Source organism: Pseudomonas sp. MF6755, from assembly GCF_016405635.1.
Lineage (GTDB): Bacteria > Pseudomonadota > Gammaproteobacteria > Pseudomonadales > Pseudomonadaceae > Aquipseudomonas > Aquipseudomonas haemolytica.
Map to the genome: position 1 here is coordinate 110,709 of NZ_JAEKDA010000005.1, position 25,507 is coordinate 136,215.

Consider the following 25,507-nt stretch of genomic DNA (forward strand, 5'->3'; position numbering starts at 1 on the left):
GATGAACGACGCAGAACAAATGTGGGAGCGGGCTTGCTCGCGAAGGCGGCGGGTCAGTCAATACAGGTGCTGGCCGGCCCACCGCTATCGCGAGCAAGCCCGCTCCCACAGGGGTTAGGCGATGATCTTGCGCACGAGTAGCAACAACAGGAAATGCAGCGGATAAAGGCCATACGCCCAGCGGCGCATGGCCGGCGGCGCCATGTGTCTGGCCTGTCGCAATAAGACCAAGCCCCCCAATGGCGCGATCAGGCACGCGGCCAATCCCAATAGCGCCACCAGCGTGCCGCTATTGAGCAGTATCTGCCATTGGTTGGCCGCCACGCAGACCAGGCCAGGCAACAGGCTGAAATACCAAGGCCGACGAAACACCATGAGCATCGCCAGCGGCAGCAACACCCCAAAAAAACCGAACATCAGCTGCGTGGAAAATACCGCGCCTAATGTTAGGGCGATCAGCGCCAATCCTCGATCAACAAGCGTCTTCTGCTGCCATCCTCTGGCAACCAGCAGGCCCAATGCCAGCGTCGGTAACACGTTCAATGTATCGGCATCGTCGATAAACATTCGGTACGGCACTTCGCTGATCGCACTGAACAGCAGCAGCCACCCCAGATACCGCCATTGACCGCTCACCTGCGCGCCTCGAACCCGGTGCAGGTTCGCCGCAATCGCCAGGCAAAACCACGGGAAAGCCAGGCGCCCTGGCACGTACAGGCCATCCAGGCTCAACCCGACGTAGCGCAGGTGATCCAGCACCATGCAGAGCAGCGCCAGCCACTTGAGCAAGTCCAAAGCGCCATCGCGGACGCCTCCTACAGGAGCCGTTACAGTACCGTGCATAATTCCCCAGTGACTTTGCATTTACAGTGCGTGCGCCCCCCTAACAATCTTGGTTAAAGTGCGCACCAACATCGACCATAGGAATGGGCCATGACCGACAAGAGCCAACAATTCGCCAGCGACAACTATTCCGGCATTTGCCCGGAAGCCTGGGCCGCCATGGAACAAGCCAACCAGGGCCATCAACGCGCCTACGGTGATGATGAATGGACCCACCGCGCCGCCGACGGTTTCCGCAATCTGTTCGAGACCGACTGCGAGGTGTTCTTCGCCTTCAACGGTACGGCGGCCAACTCCCTGGCGCTGTCTTCGCTGTGCCAGAGCTACCATAGCGTGATTTGCTCGGAAACCGCCCACGTCGAAACTGATGAATGCGGCGCACCCGAGTTTTTCTCCAACGGTTCCAAGCTGCTCGTCGCTCGCACTGAAAACGGCAAGCTGACCCCGGAATCGATCCGCGAGATCGCCCTCAAGCGCCAGGACATCCACTACCCCAAGCCCCGCGTCGTGACTCTGACCCAGGCCACTGAGGTCGGCAGCGTATATACCCCGGAAGAAATCCGCGCCATCAGCGCCACCTGCAAGGAACTGGGCCTGAACCTGCACATGGACGGCGCGCGCTTCTCCAACGCCTGCGCGTTCCTCGGCTGTTCACCCGCCGACCTGACCTGGAAAGCCGGTGTGGACGTGTTGTGCTTTGGCGGCACCAAGAACGGCATGGCGGTAGGTGAAGCCATCCTGTTCTTCAACCACAAGCTGGCCGAAGACTTCGACTACCGCTGCAAACAAGCCGGCCAGTTGGCGTCGAAAATGCGCTTCCTCTCCGCCCCGTGGGTGGGCCTGTTGGAAAACGACGCCTGGCTCAAGCATGCACGCCACGCCAACCACTGCGCGCAGTTGCTGAGCAGCCTGGTAGCAGACATTCCCGGCGTGGAACTGATGTTCCCGGTACAGGCCAACGGCGTGTTCCTGCAACTCTCGGAACCGGCCATTGCGGCGCTGACAGCCAAGGGCTGGCGCTTCTACACCTTCATCGGTAAAGGCGGTGCGCGCTTCATGTGTGCGTGGGATACCGAGGAGGAACGTGTAAGAGAATTGGCTGCGGATATTCGGACAGTCATGGGGGCCTGAAACTAACGAATACTGGCGGAGTGCCGAGACTGTTTTTTGATATTTCTGACAGCAGCACGCTTGGATTTCATTGACTAGCCTCTGGTTACCCGCAAGGAAAAAGCCGCTGCAGAGGCCACCTTGCGGGGACAACTGCCTGCCGAATAATCGGCCGGAAACGGAAATCCAGCAGAGAGCTAAACCATGGAATATCAAAGCAACAGCACCACCCTTCAGGGCGATGGCACTATCAGCACCACGGTGATTGATTGGGATGAGTTCAGGAAATACGCCAAAGTCGGGGATACCATCCGCGAACCCTCGAGGACGCTGAGGATCCACGACAAGGTGTATGAATTGACAGCATCAGGCCAGCATTTCGTCGTGCATATCTACGCCCAGTAACCACCAAGTGAATGATCGTTCCCACGCTCTGTATCACTACGTGCACAGCCTGAGCGAGCGGGACGCGGAGCGTCCCAAAAGGCATTCCCACGCAGAGCATGGGAACGATCAACAACCTTAAAATTCGATGCGCACATCGCCCTTGGGCACACTGCAGCACGACAGGATGTAGCCTTCAGCTTCATCCTCCTCAGTAATCCCGCCGTTGTGCTCCATCTCGACCTCGCCGCCCAGTTTCATCACCTTGCATGTCCCACAGATGCCCATGCCGCAGGCTTTGGGGATCAGCAGGCCAAGCTTGGCGGCCGCCGCGTGCACCGTTTCCCCCGGTGCCACGCGAATGCTCTTGCCTGAAGCGATAAATTCCACCTGGTGCAGGTCCGCCAGGTCGACCTCCGGCGCATCCGCCGCCTGCTCGGCTTGTTCCACCGCATCGGCACGCGCTTCCGGCGGCGTCGCGCCGAAGGACTCTTCGTGATAGCGCGTCATGTCAAAACCGGCGACTTCCAGCAGACGCTTCACCGCGCTCATGTACGGCGTAGGCCCGCAGCAGAACACTTCGCGCTCCAGGAAGTCCGGCACCATCAGTTCCAGCATCTTGTGGTTCAGGTAACCGCGGTAACCGGCCCAGGGCTCGCCCAACCCGTGCTTTTCGCAAATCAGGTGCAGGCTGAAGTTGTCGATCCGCGACGCCATGTGCTCCAGCTCGCGGTGGTAGATGATGTCCTTGGGCGAGCGGGCGCTGTGGATAAACGTCATATCGACGTTGGCGTTGGTGTCATAGAACCAGCGGGCCATGGACATCACCGGGGTGATGCCGACGCCACCACTGAGGTACAGCACTTTCGGGCTTGGGAAATCGATGGCATTGAACAACCCGACCGGGCCGTGCACCGCCAGCTCCTGACCCTCATGCAACGTGTCGTGCAGCCAGTTGGAGACTCGCCCACCCGGTACGCGCTTGATGGTCACCGAAAAGCTGTAGGGCACCGACGGTGAACTGGAGATGGTGTACGAACGCATGATCGGCTGGCCTTCGATTTCCAGCTCCAGGGTGACGAATTGCCCAGGCTTGAAAAAGAACAGGATCGGCTGGTCGGCCATGAAGCAGAAGGTGCGCACGTCCCAGGTTTCCTGGATGACTTTGACGCAACGGACGATGTGTCGACCATTGGCCCAGGTCTGGGTGGTTACCGGATTCAGGAAACTATTGGACATGTTGTTCTCCACCGCCGACGTCGGCCTTATGGTGGCGATTCTGCGTAACGCCGGAACCACCCATTTACCTATCTGCGACATTCACATACTTATCGCGACCAGCCCCCATACCACTGGGGTTGCGCGTCGGGATCAGAGTGGGCCGTGTCGTTAATGGACAAGGTTCGGCGCATCGGCAGGCCCACACTCGCTTCCAACAACGACGCTTTCTTTACGCCTTGCACAGCACCAACCGTAGCCACTATTCGCCGGCCACACAGAATGGCCATGAGGACACACACGATGGACGTCACCGCAACCTTAAGCTTGGGCGATCCGCTGGAACCCGCACGCAAGGCCACCGCGCACATGCTGCAAGAGCGCGAGCGCACTTTTTCGCTGCCGCAGCCGTTTTACTCTGACGAGCGGCTGTTTGATATCGATATGCAGGAAATCTTCCAGAAAGAGTGGTTGATCGCCGGTATGACCTGCGAGATCCCCACCAAGGGCAACTACCTGACCCTGCAAGTGGGCAAGAACCCGATCATCGTGATCCGTGGCGCCGACGGCGTGGTGCATGCGTTCCACAACGTGTGCCGCCATCGCGGTTCACGCTTGTGCACCAGCGACAAGGGCAAGGTCGCCAAGCTGGTGTGCCATTACCACCAGTGGACCTACGAGCTGGACGGTCGCCTGCTGTTCGCCGGCACCGAGATGGGCGCCGATTTCGACATGAAGCAATACGGCCTCAAGCCGGTGAACGTAAAGACCGCCGGCGGCTACATTTTCATTAGCCTGGCCGAGAACCCGCCGGCCATCGATGACTTCCTGTCGACACTCAGCCACTACATGGAACCCTACGACATGGAAAACACCAAGGTGGCGATCCAGACCACCTTGTTCGAAAAAGCCAACTGGAAACTGGTGCTGGAAAACAACCGCGAGTGCTACCACTGCAATGCGTCGCACCCGGAGCTGCTGAAAACCCTGCTGGAGTGGGACGACGTCACCGACCCACGCGCCGACCAGGCCTTCAAGGACCACGTGGCTGCTTCGGCCGCCGCCTGGGACGCCGAGAAGATCCCCTACGCCCACGCCAGCTTCGGCCTGCGTAACCGCATCGTGCGCATGCCGCTGCTAAAGGGCACCGTGTCGATGACCCTGGACGGCAAGCAGGGCTGCGCCAAGCTCATGGGCCGTATCAAGAACCCGGACCTGGGTTCGATGCGCATCCTGCACCTGCCCCACTCCTGGAACCATTGCATGGGCGATCACATCATTGTGTTCAGCGTGTGGCCGATCAGTGCCCAGGAAACGATGGTCACCACCAAGTGGATCGTGCACAAGGACGCCGTGGAAGGCGTGGACTACGACGTAGACCGCATGCGCCAGGTGTGGGATGCAACCAACGACCAGGACCGCCGCCTGGCCGAAGAGAACCAGCGCGGGATCAACTCCACCGCCTACCAGCCAGGGCCATACTCCAAGACCTATGAGTTTGGTGTGGTGAATTTTGTCGACTGGTACAGCGAGCGCATGTTGAACAACCTGGGTGCGGCGCCAGCGCCCTACCTCAAAGGTGTAGCCGCACACGAATAAAAAATGTGGGAGCGGGCTTGCTCGCGAAAGCGGTGGGTCAGTTGATGAATCTGTTGACTGACACTCAGCCTTCGCGAGCAAGCCCGCTCCCACACTTAAATCTCGGTACTGCTTAATATTTGATCAGATCTCTCGCACACCGCTAGCAGTCTACCCTCCAGCCGTTGCCCAACAACTTATCCACAAAGCCACCCACAGCAATTGTGGGCAAGTACGCCGTGCAGCCAAATTAAATCAAGAAAATCCGTGACTTATTCGAACGACCGGATTTTATTCTCAGCTGATCATTTATTGATCAAACCTTTGGAGACCTTTATTAACGTGGCTTCCCGCGGTAAGCGAACACCTTATCCACAGATGCACCAACAGACTTTGGGGGCAACTCTGCCGATGCTGTGGAAAACCACGCCAAACCTTCATAAATCTGGCGATCCAGCATTTTAAAGCGGCAAAGAGCGCTAATTGATCAAAACTTGACCAACCTTATGAAAGCCCCGTTGTATATGGCCTGTAGCTGATAGCGAACATCTTATCCACAGAAGCGCCAACAGACTTTGGGGGCAACTCGATCCGTGCCACGAGGGAAAACCCAAGGAAAAACCGTAGCTTAGCCTGGTTGTTTTTTGTACAGAGGGCTGTAGGGCTTGATAAACAGGGGCTGTGGACAACCGCGAACAGGTTATCCACAGACGGGTCAACAGGGATTGTGGGTAAACAATCAGCGCACGACGCCTTCCTCTATGAGCAGCTTAAGGATGGCCTCGGCGCCGGCTTCGGCACTCAACCCCTTGAGCACCTGCCCACCGCCACCACTGGCCTTGGCCGTTGCAGCCTTCATACGGTCGGCGCCGCTCTTGGCCTTGATCACTTTGAGGCGCTTGGGTCGGGGCTTGGCCGGTTGCAGCAGCGCACCTGTGAATAAGTCGTCTTGTTCAATCTCGACTTCATGAGCCGCCAACTCACCCCGCTGCGCCGGGCCGTAGGCACTTTGGCGTGGCTTGGGCGCGGCGTTATCCACCGTGGCGAGAAACGGCAGGCGCACCTTCAGGCGCCGCCGCTGGCCACGGGGCAACGCCTGCAGCACATGGGCCACGCCGCCCTCGATGGACTCCACCTGGGCCAGCCCCACAATCAGCGGCCAGCCCAATTGCTCGGCCAACAGGAACGGCAACATGCCCGAGCCTTCTCCGGTTTCCGCCTGACTGCCGGTGAGCACCACCTGGGCGCCGGCGTCGCGCAGATACTCATTCAGTACCGGCAAGGCATCGGAGCCTGGCGGTTGCTCCAGTACCTGCAACTGCGGCAGGCCCATGCCCAGGTAGCTGCGCAGGGTCGGTTCGGCGATGTTGCCAGCATGCAGCACCTGCAACTTATCCCCAGCCAGTTGCAGGCCGAGTTCGACGGCGCGCGCGTCCTGCTCGGCGCGCCGTGGGCGCCCCGAGGTAGGGTGGGCGCCGATGGACACCAGGCTGATTACATTGATCGTCATGGCCATATCCTTAAGCTGCATCGCGCTTGGCGCCGTTGCGGTAGGTCTCGACCGCCGTGATCAAGGCTTGCAGTATCGCGGCGCTTTCGCCGATCACTGACAGGTCGGCACGCTTGATCATGTCGCAGCCCGGGTCGAGATTGATCGCCACCACCTTGTCGCAGGCACCGATGCCTTGCAGGTGCTGGATCGCCCCGGAGATGCCCACGGCCACGTACACCCGCGCCGTGACCCAGGTGCCGCTGGCACCGACCTGGCGGTCCCGGGCCATGAAACCATCGTCCACTGCCACCCGTGAGGCGCCTTCGGTAGCGCCCAAGGCCGCAGCGGTCTGGTGAAACAGCGCCCAATCCGTCACGCCGTTGCCGCCGGAGAAAATGAATTCGGCCTCGGCCATGGGAATCGCCGCCGGGTCCACTGCCACCGCACCGAGATCCTCGATACGCGGCAAACTGCGGGCCAGGGCTGTGGATAACTGCACAGGCAACACTTCATGGCGCGTCTCGCTGACCGGCTCGGCGCATTCGACGGCCGCCAGAACCAGGCGCGGCAGCGGTCGGGCCAAGTCTTCCTGGCCAGCACCCGCACGGCCGATGCACTCATTGCCCTTGATTTGCCATACCCGCGTAGCCGGGCGTTCCTTCAGGCTGGCGGCAAAGCGTCGGCCCAGCTCGCCACCACCGCTGCGGCTGTCCGGCAGCAGCCAGTGGCGCGGGCTGAACTGGTTATCCACAGCCCGCAAACCCTGTACCCGCTGCTCCGGTGAATAACCGTCGAACTCATGGCCTTCCAGCACCAACAAGCGATCAACGCCCGCCGTGGCAAACGCCGTTTCCTTGTGCTCGCCAAACACCACCGCCAGCACCGCGCCGTCGCTGCCAGCCAGTTGCCGCGCCAGGCCGAACAGGTCACGGTCGTGGCTGCTCAAGCGGCCACCGACCATGTCCGGCACCACGTTGATGTAGAACGCGGGCGCCGGCACCTGATGCAGCGGCAGTTGCACCTCTACTGCCGCCGTACGCTTGGCCGCGCCGCCCTGCTGGGCACCACTGCGGTCGATACGCTTGATGCCGTTGGGGCCGATAAAACCGACGCCATGCACATTCTTGCGGATGATCCCGTTAGGGCCCATCCAGCTGTGTTGAAGCGGTTGCATGGCCGCATGCAGCGGGTGCAGGCGGTTACGGGCTATCCATTCGGCCCGTGGGTCGCGGCGGATTATGTCGCTCATCAGTGCACCTCCGCAGGTTCACGTTTAGGCGCTTTAGCCGGCGTGGGGTCTTCCAGCAAAGCATCGGCCACCAACTCGGCGATGTCCTTGATCAAAGGCCGAGGTTCGACCACGCCCTCAAGCATTGCCGTACATTGCGGGCAACCTACGGCTACCAGCTCGGCACCGGTTTCGCGGATGTCGTCCATGCGCATATCGGGAATACGTTGCTTGCCGGGAATATCGGTAATCGGCGCGCCGCCACCGCCACCGCAGCAACGCGAGCGGAAACCGGAACGTTGCATCTCCTTGACCTCGATCCCCAGCGCCCGTAGTACTTGGCGCGGCGCCTCGTATTCGCCGTTGTAGCGGCCCAGATAACAAGGGTCGTGATAGGTCACGCTGTTGCCTTTGTGTTGGCCCAGGTTCAGCGCGCCGTCGCCGATCAGCTCGGCCATGAAGGTGCTGTGGTGCTGCACCAGGTAATTGCCGCTGAAGGCGCCATACTCGTTTTTCAGCACATGGAAACTGTGAGGGTCGCAGGTGACGATGCGCTTGAAACTGTACTTGGCCAGGGTCTGGATATTGCGCGTAGCCAGCAGTTGGAAGGTCGCTTCATCGCCCAAGCGCCGCGCAACGTCACCGCTGTCGCGCTCCTCCAGGCCGAGTACCGTGAAATCGACCTTGGCCGCTTTCAGCACTTTGACGAACGCGCGAAGGGTGCGTTGGTTGCGCATGTCAAAGGCGCCGTCACCGACCCAGAACAGCACTTCGCAACTGCCCTTGTCGCTGAGCAGCGGCAGGTTCAGATCCGCCGCCCAGTTCAGCCGGCCACCAGGTGCAAAGCCGCCCGGGTTGTCGGTGGCGATCAGGTTTTCCAGGACTTCAGCGCCCTTGTTCGGCGTGGCGCCTTTCTCCAGGGTAAGGTGGCGGCGCATGTCGACGATGGCGTCCACGTGCTCGATCATCATCGGGCACTCTTCCACGCAGGCGCGGCAAGTGGTGCACGACCACAGGGTCTCGGCGTCCACCAGGCCGTTGACGATGGGCTGGTGCGGGTTGCCGCTATGTTCGCCGATCGGTTTGCCGCCGCCGTTAATAGATGGATACGGGCTGCCGGCGAACTTGGCATCCGTGCCGCCGGCCAGGCCGACCACCATATCCTGAATGAGTTTTTTCGGGTTCAGCGGCTGGCCGGCAGCGAACGCCGGGCACGCCGCTTCGCACTTGCCGCATTGCACGCAGGCGTCGAAGCCGAGCAGTTGGTTCCAGGTGAAATCCTTGGGTTTTTCCACACCCAGCGGTGCCGTTTTGTCGCTCAGGTCCAGAGGTTTCAAACCGGTGGAACGGCCACCTCCAAAGCGCTCGGCGCGGCGGTGCCAGGCCAGGTGCAGGGCGCCGGCAAAGGCGTGCTTCATCGGCCCGCCCCAGGTCATGCCGAAAAACATCTCGGACACGCCCCACAACACGCCCGCGCTCAGCAGCGCAGCGAGCAGCCAGCCGCCGAAATCCGCCGGCAGAATCCCCGCCACCGGCAAGGTCACCAGAAAGAAGCTCACCGAGAACGCCATCAGGCTTTTCGGCAGGCGCATCCACGGGCCTTTCGACAGGCGCGCCGGCGGGTTACGACGGCGCAGATAGACGAACGTGGCACCGACAAACATCAGCACCGAGGCCAACAACAAGGCATAGCCGAGGATACGGTTCTGCAGGCCGAAACCATGCACCAGAATCGCCAGCAACGCCGACAGCACAAAGCCCAGGGCGGTAGCGACGTGGGTGTTGGCAATGTATTTGTCGCGGGCGACTACGTGGTGCAGGTCGACCATGTAGCGCTTGGGCATGGCTAAAAGGCCGCCCAGCAGGTCGACCTTGGACGCGCGACCACGGCGCCACATCATGACGCGCCGCAGCGCGCCGAGGACGGCAAGGCCCAGGGCGGCAAACAAGAGAATAGGCAGCAAGGTGTTCAACATGGTGAAGCTCCCACAGACCGCACAGGTCTACTGTGAAACTGGCCTAAATGTGGGAGGGGGCTTGCTCCCTCCCACATTTGACCGAGTTCACCTCATCAAAAGTCTTTGCAAAGGCGCAGGGCGTCATAGATCGCAGCATGGGTATTACGCTGCGCCACACAGTCGCCAATGCGGAACAGCAAATACCCGTCACCCGCCTCGCTCAGGCACGGCTGCGGCTTGATCGCAAACAGCGCCTCAACGTCAATCTGGCCCTTGTTGCGCGAGCCTTCCTTGAGCCCGTAGTAGATGGCCTCGTCCGGACGCACGCCGTTCTCCACCACCACCTGGTCGACCACCCGCTCTTCTTTGGCGCCGGTGTATTCGTTCTCCAGCACCGCTACCAGCTTGTCGCCCTCGCGGTAGACCTTTTCCAGCATCATGTCGCCGGTCATGATCACTTCCTTGGGGTACATGCTGCGGTAGTAGGTCGGGAACGACGTACCGCCAATCGCCACGCCCGGCTTGATGTCGTCGGTGACGATCTCCACCTGGCTGCCTTTGTCGGCCAGGAAGTCCGCCACCGACATGCCGGTGAACTCGCAGATGGTGTCGTACACCAGCACGTTCTTGCCCGGCGCGACTTTGCCGTCGAGCACATCCCAACTGCTCACTACCAAGCCTTCGGCGGCGCCCCAATGTTCGTTCTGCTCGATAAACGGATGCCCGCCGACCGCCAGCACCACCACGTCCGGACGCAGATCCAGGATGGTCTCGGCATCGGCGGCCACGCCCAGGCGCAGGTCGACTTTCAAGCGCGCCAGCTCCAGCTGGAACCAGCGGGTGATACCGGCGATCTGGTCCCGCTGCGGGGCTTTGGAGGCGGTGGTGATCTGCCCGCCGATAAATTCTTTCTTCTCGAACAGGGTCACGTCGTGGCCACGTTCGGCAGCCACGCGTGCGGCTTCCATCCCGGCCGGGCCGGCACCAACCACAACCACCTTGCGCTTGGGCCCGGTGGACTTCTCGATGATGTGCGGCACGCCCATGTATTCACGCGAGGTCGCGGCGTTCTGGATGCACAGCACATCCAGGCCCTGGTACTGGCGGTCGATGCAATAGTTGGCGCCGACACACTGCTTGATCTGATCGATCTGGCCCATCTTGATCTTGGCGATCAGGTGCGGGTCCGCGATATGCGCACGGGTCATGCCGACCATGTCCACATAGCCGCCTTCGAGAATGCGCGTGGCCTGGTTCGGGTCCTTGATGTTCTGCGCGTGCAGCACCGGAACCTTGACCACTTCCTTGATACCGGCCGCCAGGTGCAGGAATGGCTCCGGCGGGTAACTCATGTTGGGGATCACGTTGGCCAGGGTGTTGTGGGTGTCGCAACCCGAGCCCACCACGCCGATGAAATCGAGCATGCCGGTGTCGTCGTAATACTTGGCGATCTGCTTCATGTCCTCGTGGGACAGGCCGTCCGGATGGAACTCATCCCCGCACAGGCGCATACCCACGCAGAAGTCATCACCGACCTCGGCGCGCACGGCTTTGAGCACTTCCAGGCCGAACTTCATGCGGCCTTCGAAGGTGCCGCCCCATTCGTCGGTACGCTTGTTGACCCGTGGGCTCCAGAACTGGTCGATCATGTGCTGGTGCACCGCGGACAGTTCCACACCGTCCAGGCCACCGGCTTTGGCCCGACGCGCAGCCTGGGCGTAATTGCCGATCACGCGCCAGATTTCTTCCGGCTCGATGGTCTTGCAGGTGGCGCGGTGCACGGGCTCACGTACGCCGGACGGCGACATCAGCGTCGGCCAGTTGAAGCCGTCCCAGCGCGAGCGCCGACCCATGTGGGTAATCTGGATCATGATCTTGGCGCCATGCTTGTGCATGGCGTCGGCCAGGTTCTGGAAGTGCGGGATGATGCGATCGGTGGACAGGTTCACTGAGCTCCACCACTCCTGGGGGCTGTCGATGGCCACCACCGAGGAGCCGCCGCAGATCGCCAGGCCGATGCCGCCCTTGGCTTTCTCTTCGTAGTACTTCACATAGCGGTCGGTGGTCATGCCGCCGTCGGTGGCATACACCTCGGCGTGGGCGGTACTGAGCACGCGGTTGCGGATGGTCAGTTTGCCGATCTGGATCGGCGCGAACATTGCTTCGAAAGCCATGACTGGGTTCCTCGACTTACAACGGCTTGACGGTGAACAGGCCGTCGTCGTGGCCCTCTTCGGAGCCGCCGTAGACTTGCTCGGCGACGGTGCGAATCTGGCTGCCGCGCGCTTGCAGAATCTGGTCCATGGCGCCGGCAAACCAGCCGGTGAACATGTAGTCGACCTTGCGCCCGACCTTGCCGTACACGTAGACGAAGGCCGAGTGTTCGAGCTTGACGCTGGCGGTGCCTTTGTCGAGGTCGATGTCCTGGATCTTGAACAGGCCCCAGCCGCGTTGCGACAGGCGTTTCATGTAGTGCTCGAACACCGCGACGCCTTCCAGGCCGTGGCATTCGGCTTCTTTTTCACACCAATGCCAGGCGGATTTGTAGCCGGCTTTGTAGAGGATTTCGGCATAGGCGTCGGCGCCCAGTACTTCTTCAATGCCCATGTGGTTATTGACGAAGAAATGCCGCGGTACGTACAGCATCGGCAGGGCGTCGGACGTCCAGACACCGGTTTCGCTGTCGACTTCGATAGGCAATTGCGGGGCGATCTTGGCCATGGAAACTTAACTCCAGAAAAATTCGTTGTGGTGTTGCCCGAGGGTGCTTGGCTTATTCGCCCCAAACGTCCTTCAAGACGTTGACCCAGTTCTCGCCCATGATCTTGCGCACCACGCGCTCGCTGTGGCCGCGCTTGAGCAATGTCTCGGTGAGGTTGGGGAACTCGCCCACGGTGCGGATGCCCAGGGGGTTGATGATCTTGCCGAAGCTGGTCAGGCGCCGGGCGTAGCCCTTGTCATGGGTGAGCATTTCGAAGAAATCCTGGCCGTGCCCCTGGGTGAAGTCGGTGCCAATGCCGATGGCGTCTTCGCCGACGATGTTCATGGTGTATTCGATGGCTTCGGCGTAGTCGTCGATGGTCGAGTCGATGCCCTTGGCCAGGAACGGCGCGAACATGGTCACGCCGACAAAACCGCCGTGGTCGGCGATGAACTTGAGTTCTTCATCGGACTTGTTGCGCGGGTGTTCTTTAAGGCCCGAGGGCAGGCAGTGGGAGTAGCACACCGGTTTTTTCGATTCGAGGATCACCTCTTCGGAGGTTTTGGAGCCGACGTGCGACAGGTCGCACATGATGCCCACGCGGTTCATCTCACCGACAATCTCGCGACCGAAACCCGACAGGCCGCCATCGCGTTCATAGCAACCGGTGCCCACCAGATTCTGGGTGTTGTAGCACATCTGCACCACACCCACGCCGAGCTGCTTGAAGATCTCCACATAGCCGAGTTGGTCTTCAAAGGCATGGGCATTCTGGAAGCCGAAGATGATGCCGGTCTTGCCTTGCTCTTTGGCTTTGCGGATATCCGCGGTGGTTTTCACCGGGATTACCAGGTCGCTGTTCTCACGGATCAGGGTCTGGCTGGCCACGATATTGTTAATGGTGGCCTGGAACCCTTCCCACACCGACACGGTGCAGTTGGCAGCAGTGAGGCCGCCTTTGCGCATGTCTTCGAACAGGTCGCGATTCCACTTGGCAATGATCAGCCCGTCGATAACGATGCTGTCGGCGTGCAGTTCGGCTGGGCTCATCAGGCGTCCCCTTATTGGCGATTCATGCGCCGAATCGTGTGCCGGCGCTTTGGGGCCAGCATATGCCCAGGGACCGACGGAGCCGGGTGCAAAAACGACAGGGGAATTGCCGAAAGCGTCAATCCGCGACAAAGGCTGCCAAGACAGGTCTGACGGGCGGCTGTTCTTTGTCTTACGCTTGAGCCAGAATTCCGCATCACCTGATATGAGACGGCGCAATGAAATCGATTTTCCTGGCTTTGGCACTCATCGCAACCACCGCCCACGCGGCCGAAGACACCGACAGCACGCCGTGCGATGGCATCGAAAACGACAAACAGACCCTGGCTTGCGCCACCTACAACAAAACCACCGCCGAGCAATTGCTCAAGGATAACTACCAAGGCCTGCTGGAGCGCATGGGTTCGACCTATGGCAGCGACAAGACCAAGCTGGCCGACATTACCGCTCGTCTGAAGGACGCCCAGCAGAAGTGGGAAAAACTGCGTGACGCTGATTGCGCAGTGGACACCTTCCCGGCGGTGAACGGCAGCAAGGACTATGCGATTGCGCAGAACGATTGCCTGGCGCGGATGAGTGATGAGCGGTCGGAGTTTTTGGAGTCGATTGGTCAGGAATAAGCGACAATCCCCTCCACTCTCTCTTTTGACCAAGGCTACTCATGACAATCTGCGGCATCGAAATCAAAGGCAGCGAAGCCATCTTCGCCCTCGCTGCCCTGGACAACCAGGCGCTGACTCACATCGCCCTGGCCACCAAGAAAATCGCCCTCGATGACGACGATGAGGCCGCCAACGTCAAAGCCTTCGCCGCCCAGGTAAAGGCGTTCGTGCAGGACAACGCCATTGAACGTATCGCCATCAAGAGGCGCAGCAAGAAAGGTGAATTCGCCGGTGGCCCGACGACGTTCAAGATTGAAGGGGTGTTTCAACTACTGGAGGGGGTTGAAGTGACGCTACTGTCGCCGCAGACCATCAATGCGCAGAACAAGAAGCACAACTTTGAACTGCCGGCGACGCTGAACAAGTATCAGCATGAGGCCTACAAGGCGGCGTGCTCGGCCCTGGTAAAGAAATAAGCCACACCTGCTCTCTGTAGGAGCCGGCCTTTTAGCGCGGTGTACGGCTCTTGTGTTGCAGCCAGTCGCCGAAGGTTTTGTCCTCCAGGGCATAGCCGCCTCGGCTCGACTTCCACACCAGTTCCTTGTCGCGCAGGGCATCGATGCAGGCCTGGATGGTCTGGGTACCCGGCACCACATCGCTGCCCATCTCTTCCAGCGCCTTGCTGACAGCCGTGAGGGTGCTGTCGGTGAATGGCGCGAAGGGTTCGTTGTTTTGAGAACGCTCCACCATCACCTCCAGCACGGCGCGCTGCGGGATGGTCAGGGCGTTCCAGGCGCTTTCGAATTCGGTCCACACCCCGGCGCGCAGCAGTTCTGCGCGACTGTGCAACAGTTGGCCCAGGTTGCTTGCCTCCCCCAGCTCCAGCGCCACTTCACCGATGATCGTGCGCAACATCTCGGGACGCCGACCTACCAGCTCGAACGCCTCATCAATATCAGCCGCGTTGAATTGGTTGTTCTTGGCCAGGTGCGCGTTGAGGTGCACGGTGTAGGCCTGGGTGAACTCTTTGCCCAGCAGCGGAAACGGCGTGATGCTGGAACCGAAGAATGGCTGGCTTTTACCCAATACCAAATGCGCGAGTTTGTCGCGATTGGATCCGGTAAACACCAGGCGCAAACCGCTGCCCTCCTCGTCACGGCCTTGGTTGAGCTGATCCCGGGCAGCCTTCAACGCGAACATCGCATTGATACCTGACTCGGTGGTTAATGCGTGCTGTGCTTCGTCAATCACCAGCACAACGGGTTTTTCTGCAGCCCTGTGGAGCAATTCCAACGCTTGGGTCAGCGTCGCACCGACAGGCAATTGTGGCTTGGTAAAGTCCCAGGAAAGCGTACGCAGAAAGCTTAGTTTCTCGATGCCAATGTTCTTGGCCAGTTTGCGAATGCCCTTTTCAAACGGCACCAACGCCCCCGCAATGGCACTCGCGATCAGCTCGGCGGGGTCTTTTTCCTTGTCGGCCCACAGGTCGACATACACCGCCAGCCAGCCCCGGAGCTGACATTCCGGTATCAGGTCTTCGCGCAGAAAAGTGCTTTTGCCCGTGCGACGGGGCGCCGCGAGAAACAGGCCGGAGGTGAAATCCTGAATACCGGCCCCCACCAGGCCATCGGCAATACTGCTTGCCAGGGTGGGGCGGCGAAACACAAAGCCGCTGTGCTTGGACATGGTTTTATACTCAATTATGGAAAGGACTATAAATTATAGTAGAGAGTATAATTGACTATAATTGTCCGTCAAACCACCTCCCGTCGCCGATCCTCCCTCGGGCACTTGGCAAACCTCGCCCGATAACTCCTAGTGAAGTACGACGGCGACTCAAACCCACACGCAATGCTCACCTCCAGCACACTCATGTCGCTCTGGCGCAGCAGTTTCCGGGCTTTCTCCAGGCGCAGGCCGAGGTAGAAGTTGCTCGGTGTGTCGTTCAAATGCAGGCGAAACAGCCGCTCCAGTTGGCGCCGCGTTACCTTGATCGCATCGGCCAATGCCAAGGTGCTCAGCGGCGGTTCGGTGTGTTGCTCCATTTCGCCGATCACTTGCACCAGTTTCTTGTTGTTGATGCCATAGCGCGTGGCGATCTGCATGCGCTGGTGGTCTTTGCGTGGGCGGATGCGGCCGAGTACGAATTGCTCCGAGACCTGAATCGCCAGCTCGGGGCCGTGGGCCTGGGCGATCAGGTCAAGCATCAGGTCGATGGAAGCGGTGCCGCCGGCACAGGTGATGCGGCGGCGGTCGATTTCGAAGAGTTCCTGGGTCACGCTCAGGTGTGGATAGGATTCCTTGAAGGCGTCGATGGCTTCCCAGTGCAGGGTCAAGCGGTGGCCGTCGAGCAGGCCAGCTTCAGCCAGCACGCAGGCACCGGTGTCGATGGCGCCGAGGATTACGCCATCATGGTCGAGACGACGCAGCCAGTGTTCCAGCACAGGAGTGACGAACTGCAACGGTTCGAAGCCGGCCACCACCAACAACGTCGCACCTTTTTTCAGCGGCTCCAGCGCGGCGTCGGCGTTGACCGACATGCCGTTGCTCGCCAGCACTGCACCGCCATCGGCGCTCAATATATGCCAACGATACAACTCGCCACGAAAGCGGTTAGCCACCCGCAACGGCTCCAATGCGGAGATAAAGCCGATGGCCGAAAAACCTGGCATCAGCAAGAAGTAGAAATCCTGGGACATGGTGGCGCTCTCGTAGGACGGGCAGCGTGGTCACTGTGATACGCCAGTTCAACCGGCCATTCAAGGGCACAGGTCGCTGCAGTGCAAGAGTGGGTCGCCGCCGTGCGCGTTGTCGGCCCTCAAGCTGCGTAACTTGATCTCACGGCGCACAAAGACGTCGGACACCACAATAACGACCTGCCGAGGGATCCACCATGAACCGACTGATCAGCCGCTGCGTGCTTGCACTCAGCGCCAGTGCCATCTTGAGTAACACCGTAATGGCAGCGGACGCCGCTTCTTGCCAGAACGTGCGCATGGGCGTGGTGAACTGGACCGACGTCATCGCCACCAGCGCCATGACTCAAGTGCTGCTCGACGGCCTCGGCTACAAGACCAAACAAACCAGCGCGTCCCAGCAAATCATCTTTGCCGGTATCCGCGACCAGCGCCTGGACCTGTTCCTCGGCTACTGGAACCCGCTGATGACCCAGACCATCACGCCGTTCGTGGACGCCAAGCAAGTCAAAGTCCTCGACAAACCCAGCCTGGAAGATGCCCGCGCCACCTTGGCAGTACCCACCTACCTGGCGGACAAGGGCCTGAAAACCTTCGCCGACATCGCCAAGTTCGAGAAAGAACTGGGCGGCAAGATCTACGGCATCGAGCCGGGCTCAGGTGCCAATACCCAGATCAAGGCAATGATCGCCAAGAACCAGTTCGGCCTGGGCAAGTTCCAGCTGGTGGAGTCCAGCGAAGCCGGGATGCTCGCCGCCGTGGACCGCGCCGTGCGCCGTAAGGAGGCTGTAGTGTTCTTCGGCTGGGCACCACACCCGATGAACGTCAACGTGGCGATGACTTACCTCACCGGTAGCGATGGCGCCCTGGGCCCGAACGAAGGCATGGCCACCGTGTGGACCGTGACCGCGCCGACCTACGCCGAGCAGTGCCCCAACGTACACAAACTGCTGACCAACCTGACCTTCACCGCCGCCGACGAGAGCCGGATGATGCAGCCGTTGCTGGATCACAAGGACGCCATCGAGTCCGCCAGGCAGTGGCTCAAGGATCACCCCCAAGACCAGGCGCGCTGGCTGGAAGGCGTGACCACCTTCGACGGCAAACCGGCAGCGACCAACCTGCAATTAACCAGTCAGTAAACCCATTTCAATCACCGTTTCGCGGTCACTCGACCGCGAACGGCATCGCCACGCCCTTGAAATCACGCCTGTAAGGAACCGCCTCATGAACCATGACGTCATCATCACCTGCGCACTCACCGGTGCTGGCGACACGACCGCCAGAAGCCCGCACGTGCCGGTCACCCCCAGACAAATCGCCGCCGCCGCCGTAGAAGCCGCCAAGGCCGGCGCCACCGTGGTGCACTGCCATGTACGCGACCCGCACACCGGCAAGTTCAGCCGTGACGTGGCGCTGTACCGCGAAGTGATGGAGCGCATCCGTGAGGCCGACATCGACATCATCGTCAACCTCACCGCCGGCATGGGCGGCGACCTGGAGATCGGCGGCGGCGAAAACCCCATGGAGTTCGGTCCCAACACCGATCTGGTCGGCCCGCTGACCCGCCTGGCTCATGTGGAAGAACTGCTGCCGGAAATCTGCACCCTGGACTGCGGCACGCTGAACTTCGGTGACGGCGACACCATTTACGTGTCCACCCCGGCACAGCTGCGTGCCGGCGCCAAGCGTATTCAAGAGCTGGGGGTAAAGGCCGAGCTGGAAATTTTCGACACCGGCCACTTGTGGTTTGCCAAGCAGATGATCAAGGAAGGGCTGCTCGATAACCCGCTGTTCCAACTGTGCCTGGGTATTCCATGGGGCGCTCCGGCCGACACCACCACCATGAAAGCCATGGTCGACAACCTGCCCGCTGGCGCGGTGTGGGCCGGCTTCGGGATCGGCCGCATGCAAATGCCGATGGCCGCGCAAGCGGTGCTGCTGGGCGGCAACGTACGGGTTGGCCTGGAAGACAATCTGTGGCTGGACAAAGGCGTGCTCGCCACCAACGGCCAACTGGTGGAACGCGCCGGTGAAATCCTCAGCCGCCTGGGTGCTCGGGTCATGACCCCGGCCGAGGGGCGCGTGAAGATGGGCCTGACCAAGCGCGGCTAAAAAAATGTGGGAGGGGGCTTGCCCCCTCCCACATGGGTTTTTCACATTATTCAGGAATGTCGACATGCGCTTTATCACTGAAATCAAAACCTTCGCCGCTCTGGGCAGCGGTGTTATCGGCAGCGGCTGGGTGTCCCGTGCCCTCGCCCACGGCCTGGATGTAGTGGCCTGGGACCCAGCGCCCGGTGCCGAAGCGGCGCTGCGCAAACGCGTCGCCAATGCCTGGGGCGCCCTGGAAAAACAGGGCCTCGCACCCGGCGCATCACAAGACCGCCTGCGCTTTGTCAGCACCATCGAAGACTGTGTGAAGGATGCCGACTTCGTCCAGGAAAGCGCCCCGGAACGCCTGGAGCTGAAACTGCAATTGCACAGCACGATCAGCGCGGCGGCCAAGCCGAATGCGTTGATCGGTTCGAGCACATCCGGGCTATTGCCGAGTGAGTTCTACGAGGGCTCCACCCACCCGGAACGCTGCGTGGTCGGCCACCCGTTCAACCCGGTTTACCTCTTGCCACTGGTGGAAGTGGTCGGCGGCAGGAACACAGCGCCGGAAGCGGTCCAGGCGGCCATCAAGGTGTATGAATCCCTCGGCATGCGCCCACTGCATGTGCGCAAGGAAGTGCCTGGGTTTATCGCTGATCGCTTGCTCGAAGCGCTCTGGCGCGAGGCGCTGCACCTGGTCAATGACGGCGTGGCGACCACCGGCGAAATCGATGATGCCATTCGCTTTGGCGCCGGCTTGCGCTGGTCGTTCATGGGCACCTTCCTCACCTACACCCTGGCGGGCGGCGATGCCGGTATGCGGCACTTCATGGCGCAGTTCGGGCCGGCGTTGCAGTTGCCGTGGACGTATCTACCAGCGCCTGAACTGACCGACAAATTGATTGACGATGTGGTCGATGGCACCCGCGAGCAGTTGGGTAAACACAGCATTTCGGCACTGGAGCGCTATCGTGATGATTGCCTGCTGGCGGTGCTGGAGGCGGTAAAAACCACCAAGGCCAAGCACGGCATGACCTTCGCCGAATAACAGGAACCCGATAATGCCTGCATTGACCACCTACACCACCCAAGTCCTTCCAGACTGGGTGGACTACAACGGCCACCTGCGCGACGCGTTCTACCTGCTGATCTTCAGCTACGCCACCGATGCGCTGATGGACACCCTCGGCCTGGACAGCGACAACCGTGAAGCCAGCGGTCATTCGCTGTTCACCCTGGAACTGCACCTGAACTACCTGCATGAAGTGAAACGCGGCGCCGACGTTGAGGTGCAAACCCAACTGATCGCCCACGACGCCAAGCGCCTGCACCTCTACCACAGCCTGCATTTAGTGGGCGATGAGAAAGCACTGGCCGGCAACGAACAGATGCTGCTGCACGTTGACCTGGCTGGGCCGCACTCAGCGCCTTTTACCGAGGCAACGCTTGCAAGGCTCGCGACCATAAGCAGTGCGCAAGCCGACCTGCCGCGCCCCGCCCTGCTCGGCCGAGTGATTGGATTACCAGGCAAAAAATAGTCGGCAAAAAAAGCCCCGATCCAGCCGTGACTGAATCGGGGCAGAGTGCCTTGTGTGAGCTGTGCATCCCGAGGGTGACCAAACCTTCAAGCTGCGTGCCTGGGAGTGAGTGTGCCTATTCCTTCTAGCGATCAGTGACCCGAAAACGACCTGTTCATAGCCATCCGAGCCATCCATCGATTCTGCCCTTGCCGACCGGCCAGGGGCCTACCAGAATCCAGGTCAGTCCCCGCTCCCTACACCAGGATGAACGTCATGATGCACGCGGATTTGATTGACCAGGATGACCTGCTGAGCCAACTGCGCTCACTGGGTTTTGAAGTGTCCAGCGGTGCCACCGCCGAGCAGGCGTGTGAGTGTGCAGTGCGCGGCTTGAGCCCGGCCCGGGCCAAAGCGCTCAAGGGCATGGTGGAGCAGATGTACACCGGCAAGGCGACGATTCTGCCGGCTGTGCGCCAGGCTATTGATAAGCAGTTGTTGCCGGCTTTGGTGCAGTTCAAGCAGAACTCTGGTGCCTGATAGATCGCTATCGGGAGCAAGCCCCCTCCCACATTTGAAGGTGTTCACAATTCAAAATGTGGGAGGGGGCTTGCTCCCGATGCAGTCAACTCGATCTAAAGCCGTACGCTCGCGAAAGTCGACTCATTGCGCGCCTGGCTCAACGCCGACATCGGCCCCGACAACGGTGACAACACCAATGCCTGCGGAATCGGCATCATCGCCACTTGCTGGGTGGTATTGGAACCTACGCGCTCATCGCGCGGCGGTATGCCGAAGTATTCGCGGTAGCACTTGGAGAAGTGCGGCGTAGAGACAAACCCGCACACCGACGCCACTTCGATGATCGACATGGGTGTTTGCTTGAGCAGTTGCCGGGCACGGATCAGGCGCAGCTTGAGGTAGTAGCGCGATGGCGAGCAGTGCAGGTATTTCTGGAACAGCCGCTCCAACTGCCGGCGCGATACGGCGACGTACACCGCCAGCTCATCCAGGTCGATCGGCTCTTCCAGGTTGGCCTCCATCAGCGCGACGATTTCCTGCAGCTTCGGCTGGTTGGTGCCGAGCATGTGCTTGAGCGGTACGCGCTGGTGATCCTGTTCATTGCGGATGCGTTCGTACACGAACATCTCGGAGATCGCTGCCGACAATTCACGACCGTGGTCACGGCTGATCAGGTGCAGCATCATGTCCAGCGGCGCGGTGCCGCCGGAACTGGTGAAGCGGTTGCGGTCGAGGGTGAACAGGCGCGTGCTCATGGACACGCGCGGGAAGGCTTCCTGCATCGACGCCAGGCATTCCCAGTGCACACTGCAATCAAAACCGTCGAGTAAACCCGCGCAGGCCAAGGCCCAACTGCCGGTACATACCGCGCCCAGGCGCCGAGACTGGCGCGCCTGGCCTTGCAGCCACGACACATGTTCACGGGTGACCGTGCGTTGGATCCCCACACCGCCGCACACGATAACGGTGTCCAGGGCCGGGGCTTTGTGCATGGAAGCATCGGGAGTGATTTGCAGACCGTCGCTGGCCCATACCTGGTTGCCGTCGACACTCAGGGTGGTCCAGCGATACAGCTCGCGGCCGGACAACTGGTTGGCCATGCGCAGCGGTTCCACTGCCGAAGCCAGGGAAATCAGCGTGAAATTGTCCAGCAGCAGAAAGCCGATGGATTGAGGCGCACGGTTCTGGGGTTGGGCCCCGGAGTTGAACGACGTCATCGCGGTATCTCCTCACACAAAGCGGGTGATGGCCTCAGGCGAGGCTCTTGTTATTGCGCTCGCCCTGGAAAGGAGAGGCTTTGAATTGATAGAGCAAATGCCATGCCTAAAATTGAATGGCCATTCAATAACTCCTGAAAACGACCTGTTGATGCGTCTATATAAGCCCGTGCGGGAAGTGCGGGATATGGCCGAAAAAAGCGTAGGAACCGTCCTGCTCAAGCAGCGTGAGCAAATCGGTAGCACTTGTGGGAAGGCGCTTTGCGGGCGCGGGAAAAGTCTGTCACCCAACGCACGATGGGCGAGTATTGGAGGAGAAATCGTTTGGGAGCTACTTATCTGTTTGCGACGCGCTAAAAGGTGGCGCATTGGGATCCAGGTGCTCACTTTATGAGCAGTATTGTTTGAACTGCCGCTATCGGGAGCAAGCCCCCTCCCACATTTGAAGGTATTCACAATTCAAAATGTGGGAGGGGGCTTGCTCCCGATACAGGCGACTCGGTCTCAGCACTCCACCGCACTCACCGCCAACCCACCCCGCGACGTCTCTTTGTACTTGTCATGCATATCCGCCCCGGTGTCACGCATGGTACGGATCACTCGGTCCAGGGAGATAAAGTGCTGGCCGTCGCCACGCAGGGCCATTTGCGCCGCGTTGATCGCCTTCACCGCCGCAATCGCATTGCGCTCGATGCACGGCACCTGCACCAGCCCGCCGACCGGGTCGCAGGTCAGGCCGAGGTTGTGTTCCAGGCCAATTTCGGCGGCGTTGCACACCTGCTCCGGCGTGGCGCCGAGAATCTCCGCCAAGCCGGCCGCGGCCATGGCGCAGGCTGAACCGACTTCGCCCTGGCAGCCGACTTCGGCACCGGAGATTGAGGCGTTCTTTTTGCACAGAATCCCCACCGCCGCCGCACCAAGCAGGTAGTCGACCACGTTGGCTTCGGTGACTTCCTCACTGAACTTCATGAAGTAGTGCAGTACCGCCGGGATGATCCCCGCTGCGCCGTTGGTGGGCGCCGTCACCATGCGCCCACCGGCGGCGTTTTCTTCGTTGACCGCCAGGGCGAACAGGTTGACCCACTCCATGGCGCTCAAGGTCGAACCGATTACATTGGGCTTGCCCAGCTCCTGCAAGCTGCGGTGCAACCTGGCGGCGCGGCGGCGCACATTGAGGCCACCGGGCAGGATGCCTTCGTGCTTTAAGCCCTGCTCCACACAGTCCTGCATGGCACGCCAGAGCTTCATCAAGCCACTGCGGATTTCATCTTCGGTGCGCCAGGTCTTTTCATTCGCCAGCATCAGCTCGGCGACGCGCAGGTTGTGGGTGTTGCACAACTGCAACAGCTGCGCCGCACTGGAGAAATCGTAAGGCAGTTCGGTGCGGTCCCTATCGGCCACACCGCTTCGGGCCTGGGCCTCATCCACTACAAAGCCGCCGCCAACCGAATAGTAGGTGTCACGGTGCAGTTCGCCGTCATCGCCCCACACCACCAGGGTCATGGCATTGGGGTGGAACGGCAGGTTTTCGTCGAGCAGGCGCATGTCCCGCGCCCATACGAAAGGCACCGGCAGGCGGCCGTCGAGCAACAAGGTGTCGGTTTCACGCAGGGTGTGAATGCGCACGCCGATTTGCGACGGGTCGATTGCGTCCGGCCACTCGCCCATCAGGCCCATGATGGTCGCGGTGTCGCTGCCATGGCCGATGCCGGTGGCCGACAGCGAGCCGTAGAGCTGAACTTCGACACGCCGCACCTGTTCCAACACGTCACGTTCACGCAACGCCTGGACGAACAACGCCGCGGCGCGCATGGGGCCGACGGTGTGAGAACTCGAAGGCCCGATGCCGATCTTGAACAGGTCGAAAACACTGATAGCCATTGCCGTGAAACTCCTCATTGAGCACAGGCCAGGCATCAACAAGCTGCTACGCTCAGATCGCCCAGATGGCGGCATCATCAGGCTTTTGTTGTCGCTCACGGCGTCTCACACCGACGTACTCATGCTCACCAGCGTCGCCCCTGAGCGAGCAGGCGTTTTGGCCGTTTTTTGCGGTGCAGATCGATTAAAACTGCAGTTTTGTCGTGGAAAAAATCTGTAAGCGACGTCACCGACACTGGATACGACCATCCCTGTACTGGATACGACGCCCCCTGTAGGCGTCAGATTTTCACTGGTACATGATCAGTCTCGACTCGTTTGCAAGGCACCGTGCCAGAGCTTCACCGCACGCTCCAACCGCAACACTTATAAAGCGCGGCGAACGCCGCCAGAAAAAGACACAGGAGTCTACCCCGATGAAAGGTTCACCCTCGTTGTTGTTGGCCGCCATGCTGAGTCTGCCAGTTGTGGCACACGCTGCAGAACCGGAACAGTGCAAGACCGTCAACTTCTCCGATGTCGGCTGGACCGACATCACCGTCACCACCGCGACCACCAGCGAAATCCTCAAGGGCCTGGGCTACAAGCCGCGCACCACGATGATTTCGGTACCTGTGACTTACAAGTCCCTGGCCGACGGCAAGAACATGGACATCTTCCTCGGCAACTGGATGCCGACCATGGAAAACGACATCAAGCAGTACCGTGATGCCGGCACCGTGGAAACCGTGCGCGCCAACCTGGAGAACGCCAAGTACACCCTGGCCGTACCCGAGGCGCTGTATGACAAGGGCCTGAAAGACTTCGCCGATATCGCCAAATTCAAGGATGAGCTGGGCGGCAAGATCTACGGTATCGAGCCGGGTAACGACGGCAACCGCACCATCCAGACCGTGATCGACAAGAACCAGTTCGGCTTGAAAGACGCTGGCTTCAAGGTGGTGGAATCCAGCGAAGCCGGGATGCTTTCCCAGGTTGAACGCGCCACCAAGCGCGGCCAGGCCATCGTGTTCCTCGGCTGGGAACCGCACCCGATGAACACCCGCTTCAAGATGAAGTACCTGACCGGCGGTGACGACTCGTTCGGCCCCAACTACGGCCAGGCCACCATCTATACCAACACCCGCAAAGGCTATACCCAGGAATGCAGCAACGTCGGCCAGTTGCTGAAAAACCTGGTGTTCACCCTGAACATGGAAAGCACCCTGATGGGTAACGTCCTGGACGACAAGATGAAGCCCGACGCCGCCGCCAAGGCCTGGCTGCAGAAGAACCCGCAAGTGCTCGACACCTGGCTCGCCGGTGTCACCACCGTTGATGGCAAACCAGGGCTCGATGCCGTTAAAGCTTACCTCGCCAAATAGCACCCGCTGACCCCGGGCCGGTGCGCTGGCCCGGGATGTTTTCCCTTCG

Annotated in this window: 23 protein-coding genes; 11 read left to right on the plus strand and 12 right to left on the minus strand. The window is 60.5% G+C overall.

Annotation, left to right across the window (positions count from 1 at the left end; genetic code table 11):
- Positions 1 to 114: 114 nt before the first annotated feature.
- Positions 115 to 843: a TraX family protein gene (locus tag JFT66_RS07685; RefSeq protein WP_198859063.1), complete on the minus strand. Its 729-nt coding sequence runs from the start codon at positions 841 to 843 to the stop codon at positions 115 to 117.
- 90 nt (positions 844 to 933) lie between these two features.
- On the opposite strand from JFT66_RS07685, the gene JFT66_RS07690 reads away from it, so the two are divergent.
- Positions 934 to 1,974 carry a threonine aldolase family protein gene (locus JFT66_RS07690; RefSeq protein WP_034116142.1) on the plus strand — a complete coding sequence of 347 codons (1,041 nt, stop codon included), beginning with the start codon at positions 934 to 936 and terminating at the stop codon, positions 1,972 to 1,974.
- 183 nt (positions 1,975 to 2,157) lie between these two features.
- A complete protein-coding gene (locus JFT66_RS07695) occupies positions 2,158 to 2,358 on the plus strand; it encodes a hypothetical protein (RefSeq protein ID WP_198859064.1) in 201 nt (66 codons plus the stop codon).
- A 117-nt stretch (positions 2,359 to 2,475) separates the two neighbouring features.
- Here JFT66_RS07695 and gbcB read toward each other — a convergent pair whose 3' ends face one another.
- Entirely contained in the window at positions 2,476 to 3,576 is a 1,101-nt protein-coding gene (gene gbcB / locus JFT66_RS07700; RefSeq protein ID WP_034116144.1) for a glycine-betaine demethylase subunit GbcB, read from the minus strand.
- A 282-nt stretch (positions 3,577 to 3,858) separates the two neighbouring features.
- Here gbcB and gbcA point away from each other — a divergent pair, with 282 nt between their 5' ends.
- Positions 3,859 to 5,154 (plus strand): glycine-betaine demethylase subunit GbcA, encoded by a 1,296-nt coding sequence (gbcA, locus tag JFT66_RS07705; protein WP_034116145.1) that lies wholly within the window; start codon positions 3,859 to 3,861, stop codon positions 5,152 to 5,154.
- Positions 5,155 to 5,872: 718 nt separating this feature from the next.
- Here gbcA and etfB read toward each other — a convergent pair.
- The 6 genes from etfB to JFT66_RS07735 all read right to left on the minus strand — a co-directional run bounded on the left by etfB (position 5,873) and on the right by JFT66_RS07735 (position 13,562).
- Complete coding sequence (gene etfB / locus JFT66_RS07710; protein WP_153871408.1) at positions 5,873 to 6,643, minus strand: electron transfer flavoprotein subunit beta; 771 nt, start codon at positions 6,641 to 6,643, stop codon at positions 5,873 to 5,875.
- 10 nt (positions 6,644 to 6,653) lie between these two features.
- On the minus strand, positions 6,654 to 7,874 hold the full coding sequence (etfA, locus tag JFT66_RS07715) for an electron transfer flavoprotein subunit alpha (RefSeq protein ID WP_198859065.1): 1,221 nt from the start codon (positions 7,872 to 7,874) through the stop codon (positions 6,654 to 6,656).
- Positions 7,874 to 9,829 carry a dimethylglycine demethylation protein DgcB gene (gene dgcB / locus JFT66_RS07720; RefSeq protein WP_198859066.1) on the minus strand — a complete coding sequence of 652 codons (1,956 nt, stop codon included), beginning with the start codon at positions 9,827 to 9,829 and terminating at the stop codon, positions 7,874 to 7,876. Before dgcB ends, etfA begins: the two co-directional genes overlap by 1 nt.
- Before the next feature lie 95 nt (positions 9,830 to 9,924).
- A complete protein-coding gene (dgcA, locus tag JFT66_RS07725) occupies positions 9,925 to 11,985 on the minus strand; it encodes a dimethylglycine demethylation protein DgcA (protein ID WP_034116149.1) in 2,061 nt (686 codons plus the stop codon).
- Positions 11,986 to 12,001: 16 nt separating this feature from the next.
- A complete protein-coding gene (locus JFT66_RS07730) occupies positions 12,002 to 12,532 on the minus strand; it encodes a DUF5943 domain-containing protein (protein ID WP_034116150.1) in 531 nt (176 codons plus the stop codon).
- Positions 12,533 to 12,584: 52 nt separating this feature from the next.
- Positions 12,585 to 13,562 carry a dipeptidase gene (locus JFT66_RS07735; protein WP_015373138.1) on the minus strand — a complete coding sequence of 326 codons (978 nt, stop codon included), beginning with the start codon at positions 13,560 to 13,562 and terminating at the stop codon, positions 12,585 to 12,587.
- 218 nt (positions 13,563 to 13,780) lie between these two features.
- Between JFT66_RS07735 and JFT66_RS07740 the strand changes: the two genes are divergently transcribed.
- Both JFT66_RS07740 and JFT66_RS07745 read left to right on the plus strand, forming a co-directional pair.
- Positions 13,781 to 14,182 (plus strand): lysozyme inhibitor LprI family protein, encoded by a 402-nt coding sequence (locus tag JFT66_RS07740; RefSeq protein ID WP_034116151.1) that lies wholly within the window; start codon positions 13,781 to 13,783, stop codon positions 14,180 to 14,182.
- Between the two features lie 41 nt (positions 14,183 to 14,223).
- Entirely contained in the window at positions 14,224 to 14,640 is a 417-nt protein-coding gene (locus JFT66_RS07745; RefSeq protein WP_198859067.1) for a DUF3010 family protein, read from the plus strand.
- A 31-nt stretch (positions 14,641 to 14,671) separates the two neighbouring features.
- On the opposite strand, the gene JFT66_RS07750 is transcribed toward JFT66_RS07745, so the two are convergent.
- Entirely contained in the window at positions 14,672 to 15,850 is a 1,179-nt protein-coding gene (locus tag JFT66_RS07750) for an AAA family ATPase (RefSeq protein ID WP_153837495.1), read from the minus strand.
- A gap of 68 nt (positions 15,851 to 15,918) precedes the next feature.
- Positions 15,919 to 16,863: a GlxA family transcriptional regulator gene (locus JFT66_RS07755; protein WP_198859068.1), complete on the minus strand. Its 945-nt coding sequence runs from the start codon at positions 16,861 to 16,863 to the stop codon at positions 15,919 to 15,921.
- Positions 16,864 to 17,057: 194 nt separating this feature from the next.
- Between JFT66_RS07755 and JFT66_RS07760 the strand changes: the two genes are divergently transcribed.
- The 5 genes from JFT66_RS07760 (at position 17,058) to JFT66_RS07780 (ending at position 21,014) form a co-directional block, all read left to right on the plus strand.
- Positions 17,058 to 18,002 (plus strand): choline ABC transporter substrate-binding protein, encoded by a 945-nt coding sequence (locus JFT66_RS07760; protein ID WP_153871401.1) that lies wholly within the window; start codon positions 17,058 to 17,060, stop codon positions 18,000 to 18,002.
- An 85-nt stretch (positions 18,003 to 18,087) separates the two neighbouring features.
- Complete coding sequence (locus tag JFT66_RS07765) at positions 18,088 to 18,975, plus strand: 3-keto-5-aminohexanoate cleavage protein (protein WP_034116156.1); 888 nt, start codon at positions 18,088 to 18,090, stop codon at positions 18,973 to 18,975.
- Between the two features lie 64 nt (positions 18,976 to 19,039).
- Positions 19,040 to 20,005 carry an L-carnitine dehydrogenase gene (locus JFT66_RS07770; protein ID WP_198859069.1) on the plus strand — a complete coding sequence of 322 codons (966 nt, stop codon included), beginning with the start codon at positions 19,040 to 19,042 and terminating at the stop codon, positions 20,003 to 20,005.
- A 13-nt stretch (positions 20,006 to 20,018) separates the two neighbouring features.
- Positions 20,019 to 20,495: a thioesterase family protein gene (locus JFT66_RS07775; protein ID WP_034116158.1), complete on the plus strand. Its 477-nt coding sequence runs from the start codon at positions 20,019 to 20,021 to the stop codon at positions 20,493 to 20,495.
- A 255-nt stretch (positions 20,496 to 20,750) separates the two neighbouring features.
- Positions 20,751 to 21,014, plus strand: a complete 264-nt coding sequence (locus JFT66_RS07780; RefSeq protein ID WP_034116159.1) for a hypothetical protein — start codon at positions 20,751 to 20,753, stop codon at positions 21,012 to 21,014.
- A gap of 95 nt (positions 21,015 to 21,109) precedes the next feature.
- Here JFT66_RS07780 and JFT66_RS07785 read toward each other — a convergent pair whose 3' ends face one another.
- Both JFT66_RS07785 and JFT66_RS07790 read right to left on the minus strand, forming a co-directional pair.
- Positions 21,110 to 22,213, minus strand: coding sequence for a GlxA family transcriptional regulator (locus JFT66_RS07785; RefSeq protein WP_034116160.1), 1,104 nt, complete (start codon positions 22,211 to 22,213; stop codon positions 21,110 to 21,112).
- Positions 22,214 to 22,717: 504 nt separating this feature from the next.
- Entirely contained in the window at positions 22,718 to 24,094 is a 1,377-nt protein-coding gene (locus JFT66_RS07790; protein WP_198859070.1) for an L-serine ammonia-lyase, read from the minus strand.
- 416 nt (positions 24,095 to 24,510) lie between these two features.
- Here JFT66_RS07790 and JFT66_RS07795 point away from each other — a divergent pair, with 416 nt between their 5' ends.
- Positions 24,511 to 25,458 (plus strand): choline ABC transporter substrate-binding protein, encoded by a 948-nt coding sequence (locus JFT66_RS07795; RefSeq protein WP_034116163.1) that lies wholly within the window; start codon positions 24,511 to 24,513, stop codon positions 25,456 to 25,458.
- Positions 25,459 to 25,507 lie beyond the last annotated feature (49 nt).

What these genes read in the sequence shown, in the direction of transcription:
- dgcA (WP_034116149.1), bottom strand. Translation starts at nt 11,985, where the DNA reads ATGGCTTTCGAAGCAATGTTCGCGCCGATCCAGATCGGCAAACTGACC.
- etfB (WP_153871408.1), bottom strand. Translation starts at nt 6,643, where the DNA reads ATGACGATCAATGTAATCAGCCTGGTGTCCATCGGCGCCCACCCTACC.
- gbcB (WP_034116144.1), bottom strand. Translation starts at nt 3,576, where the DNA reads ATGTCCAATAGTTTCCTGAATCCGGTAACCACCCAGACCTGGGCCAAT.
- JFT66_RS07785 (WP_034116160.1), bottom strand. Translation starts at nt 22,213, where the DNA reads ATGACGTCGTTCAACTCCGGGGCCCAACCCCAGAACCGTGCGCCTCAA.
- JFT66_RS07760 (WP_153871401.1), top strand. Translation starts at nt 17,058, where the DNA reads ATGAACCGACTGATCAGCCGCTGCGTGCTTGCACTCAGCGCCAGTGCC.
- JFT66_RS07690 (WP_034116142.1), top strand. Translation starts at nt 934, where the DNA reads ATGACCGACAAGAGCCAACAATTCGCCAGCGACAACTATTCCGGCATT.
- JFT66_RS07735 (WP_015373138.1), bottom strand. Translation starts at nt 13,562, where the DNA reads ATGAGCCCAGCCGAACTGCACGCCGACAGCATCGTTATCGACGGGCTG.
- JFT66_RS07730 (WP_034116150.1), bottom strand. Translation starts at nt 12,532, where the DNA reads ATGGCCAAGATCGCCCCGCAATTGCCTATCGAAGTCGACAGCGAAACC.
- JFT66_RS07740 (WP_034116151.1), top strand. Translation starts at nt 13,781, where the DNA reads ATGAAATCGATTTTCCTGGCTTTGGCACTCATCGCAACCACCGCCCAC.
- JFT66_RS07685 (WP_198859063.1), bottom strand. Translation starts at nt 843, where the DNA reads ATGCACGGTACTGTAACGGCTCCTGTAGGAGGCGTCCGCGATGGCGCT.
- JFT66_RS07790 (WP_198859070.1), bottom strand. Translation starts at nt 24,094, where the DNA reads ATGGCTATCAGTGTTTTCGACCTGTTCAAGATCGGCATCGGGCCTTCG.
- JFT66_RS07695 (WP_198859064.1), top strand. Translation starts at nt 2,158, where the DNA reads ATGGAATATCAAAGCAACAGCACCACCCTTCAGGGCGATGGCACTATC.
- JFT66_RS07775 (WP_034116158.1), top strand. Translation starts at nt 20,019, where the DNA reads ATGCCTGCATTGACCACCTACACCACCCAAGTCCTTCCAGACTGGGTG.
- JFT66_RS07750 (WP_153837495.1), bottom strand. Translation starts at nt 15,850, where the DNA reads ATGTCCAAGCACAGCGGCTTTGTGTTTCGCCGCCCCACCCTGGCAAGC.
- JFT66_RS07765 (WP_034116156.1), top strand. Translation starts at nt 18,088, where the DNA reads ATGAACCATGACGTCATCATCACCTGCGCACTCACCGGTGCTGGCGAC.
- gbcA (WP_034116145.1), top strand. Translation starts at nt 3,859, where the DNA reads ATGGACGTCACCGCAACCTTAAGCTTGGGCGATCCGCTGGAACCCGCA.
- JFT66_RS07795 (WP_034116163.1), top strand. Translation starts at nt 24,511, where the DNA reads ATGAAAGGTTCACCCTCGTTGTTGTTGGCCGCCATGCTGAGTCTGCCA.
- JFT66_RS07755 (WP_198859068.1), bottom strand. Translation starts at nt 16,863, where the DNA reads ATGTCCCAGGATTTCTACTTCTTGCTGATGCCAGGTTTTTCGGCCATC.
- JFT66_RS07770 (WP_198859069.1), top strand. Translation starts at nt 19,040, where the DNA reads ATGCGCTTTATCACTGAAATCAAAACCTTCGCCGCTCTGGGCAGCGGT.
- dgcB (WP_198859066.1), bottom strand. Translation starts at nt 9,829, where the DNA reads ATGTTGAACACCTTGCTGCCTATTCTCTTGTTTGCCGCCCTGGGCCTT.
- JFT66_RS07745 (WP_198859067.1), top strand. Translation starts at nt 14,224, where the DNA reads ATGACAATCTGCGGCATCGAAATCAAAGGCAGCGAAGCCATCTTCGCC.
- JFT66_RS07780 (WP_034116159.1), top strand. Translation starts at nt 20,751, where the DNA reads ATGATGCACGCGGATTTGATTGACCAGGATGACCTGCTGAGCCAACTG.
- etfA (WP_198859065.1), bottom strand. Translation starts at nt 7,874, where the DNA reads ATGAGCGACATAATCCGCCGCGACCCACGGGCCGAATGGATAGCCCGT.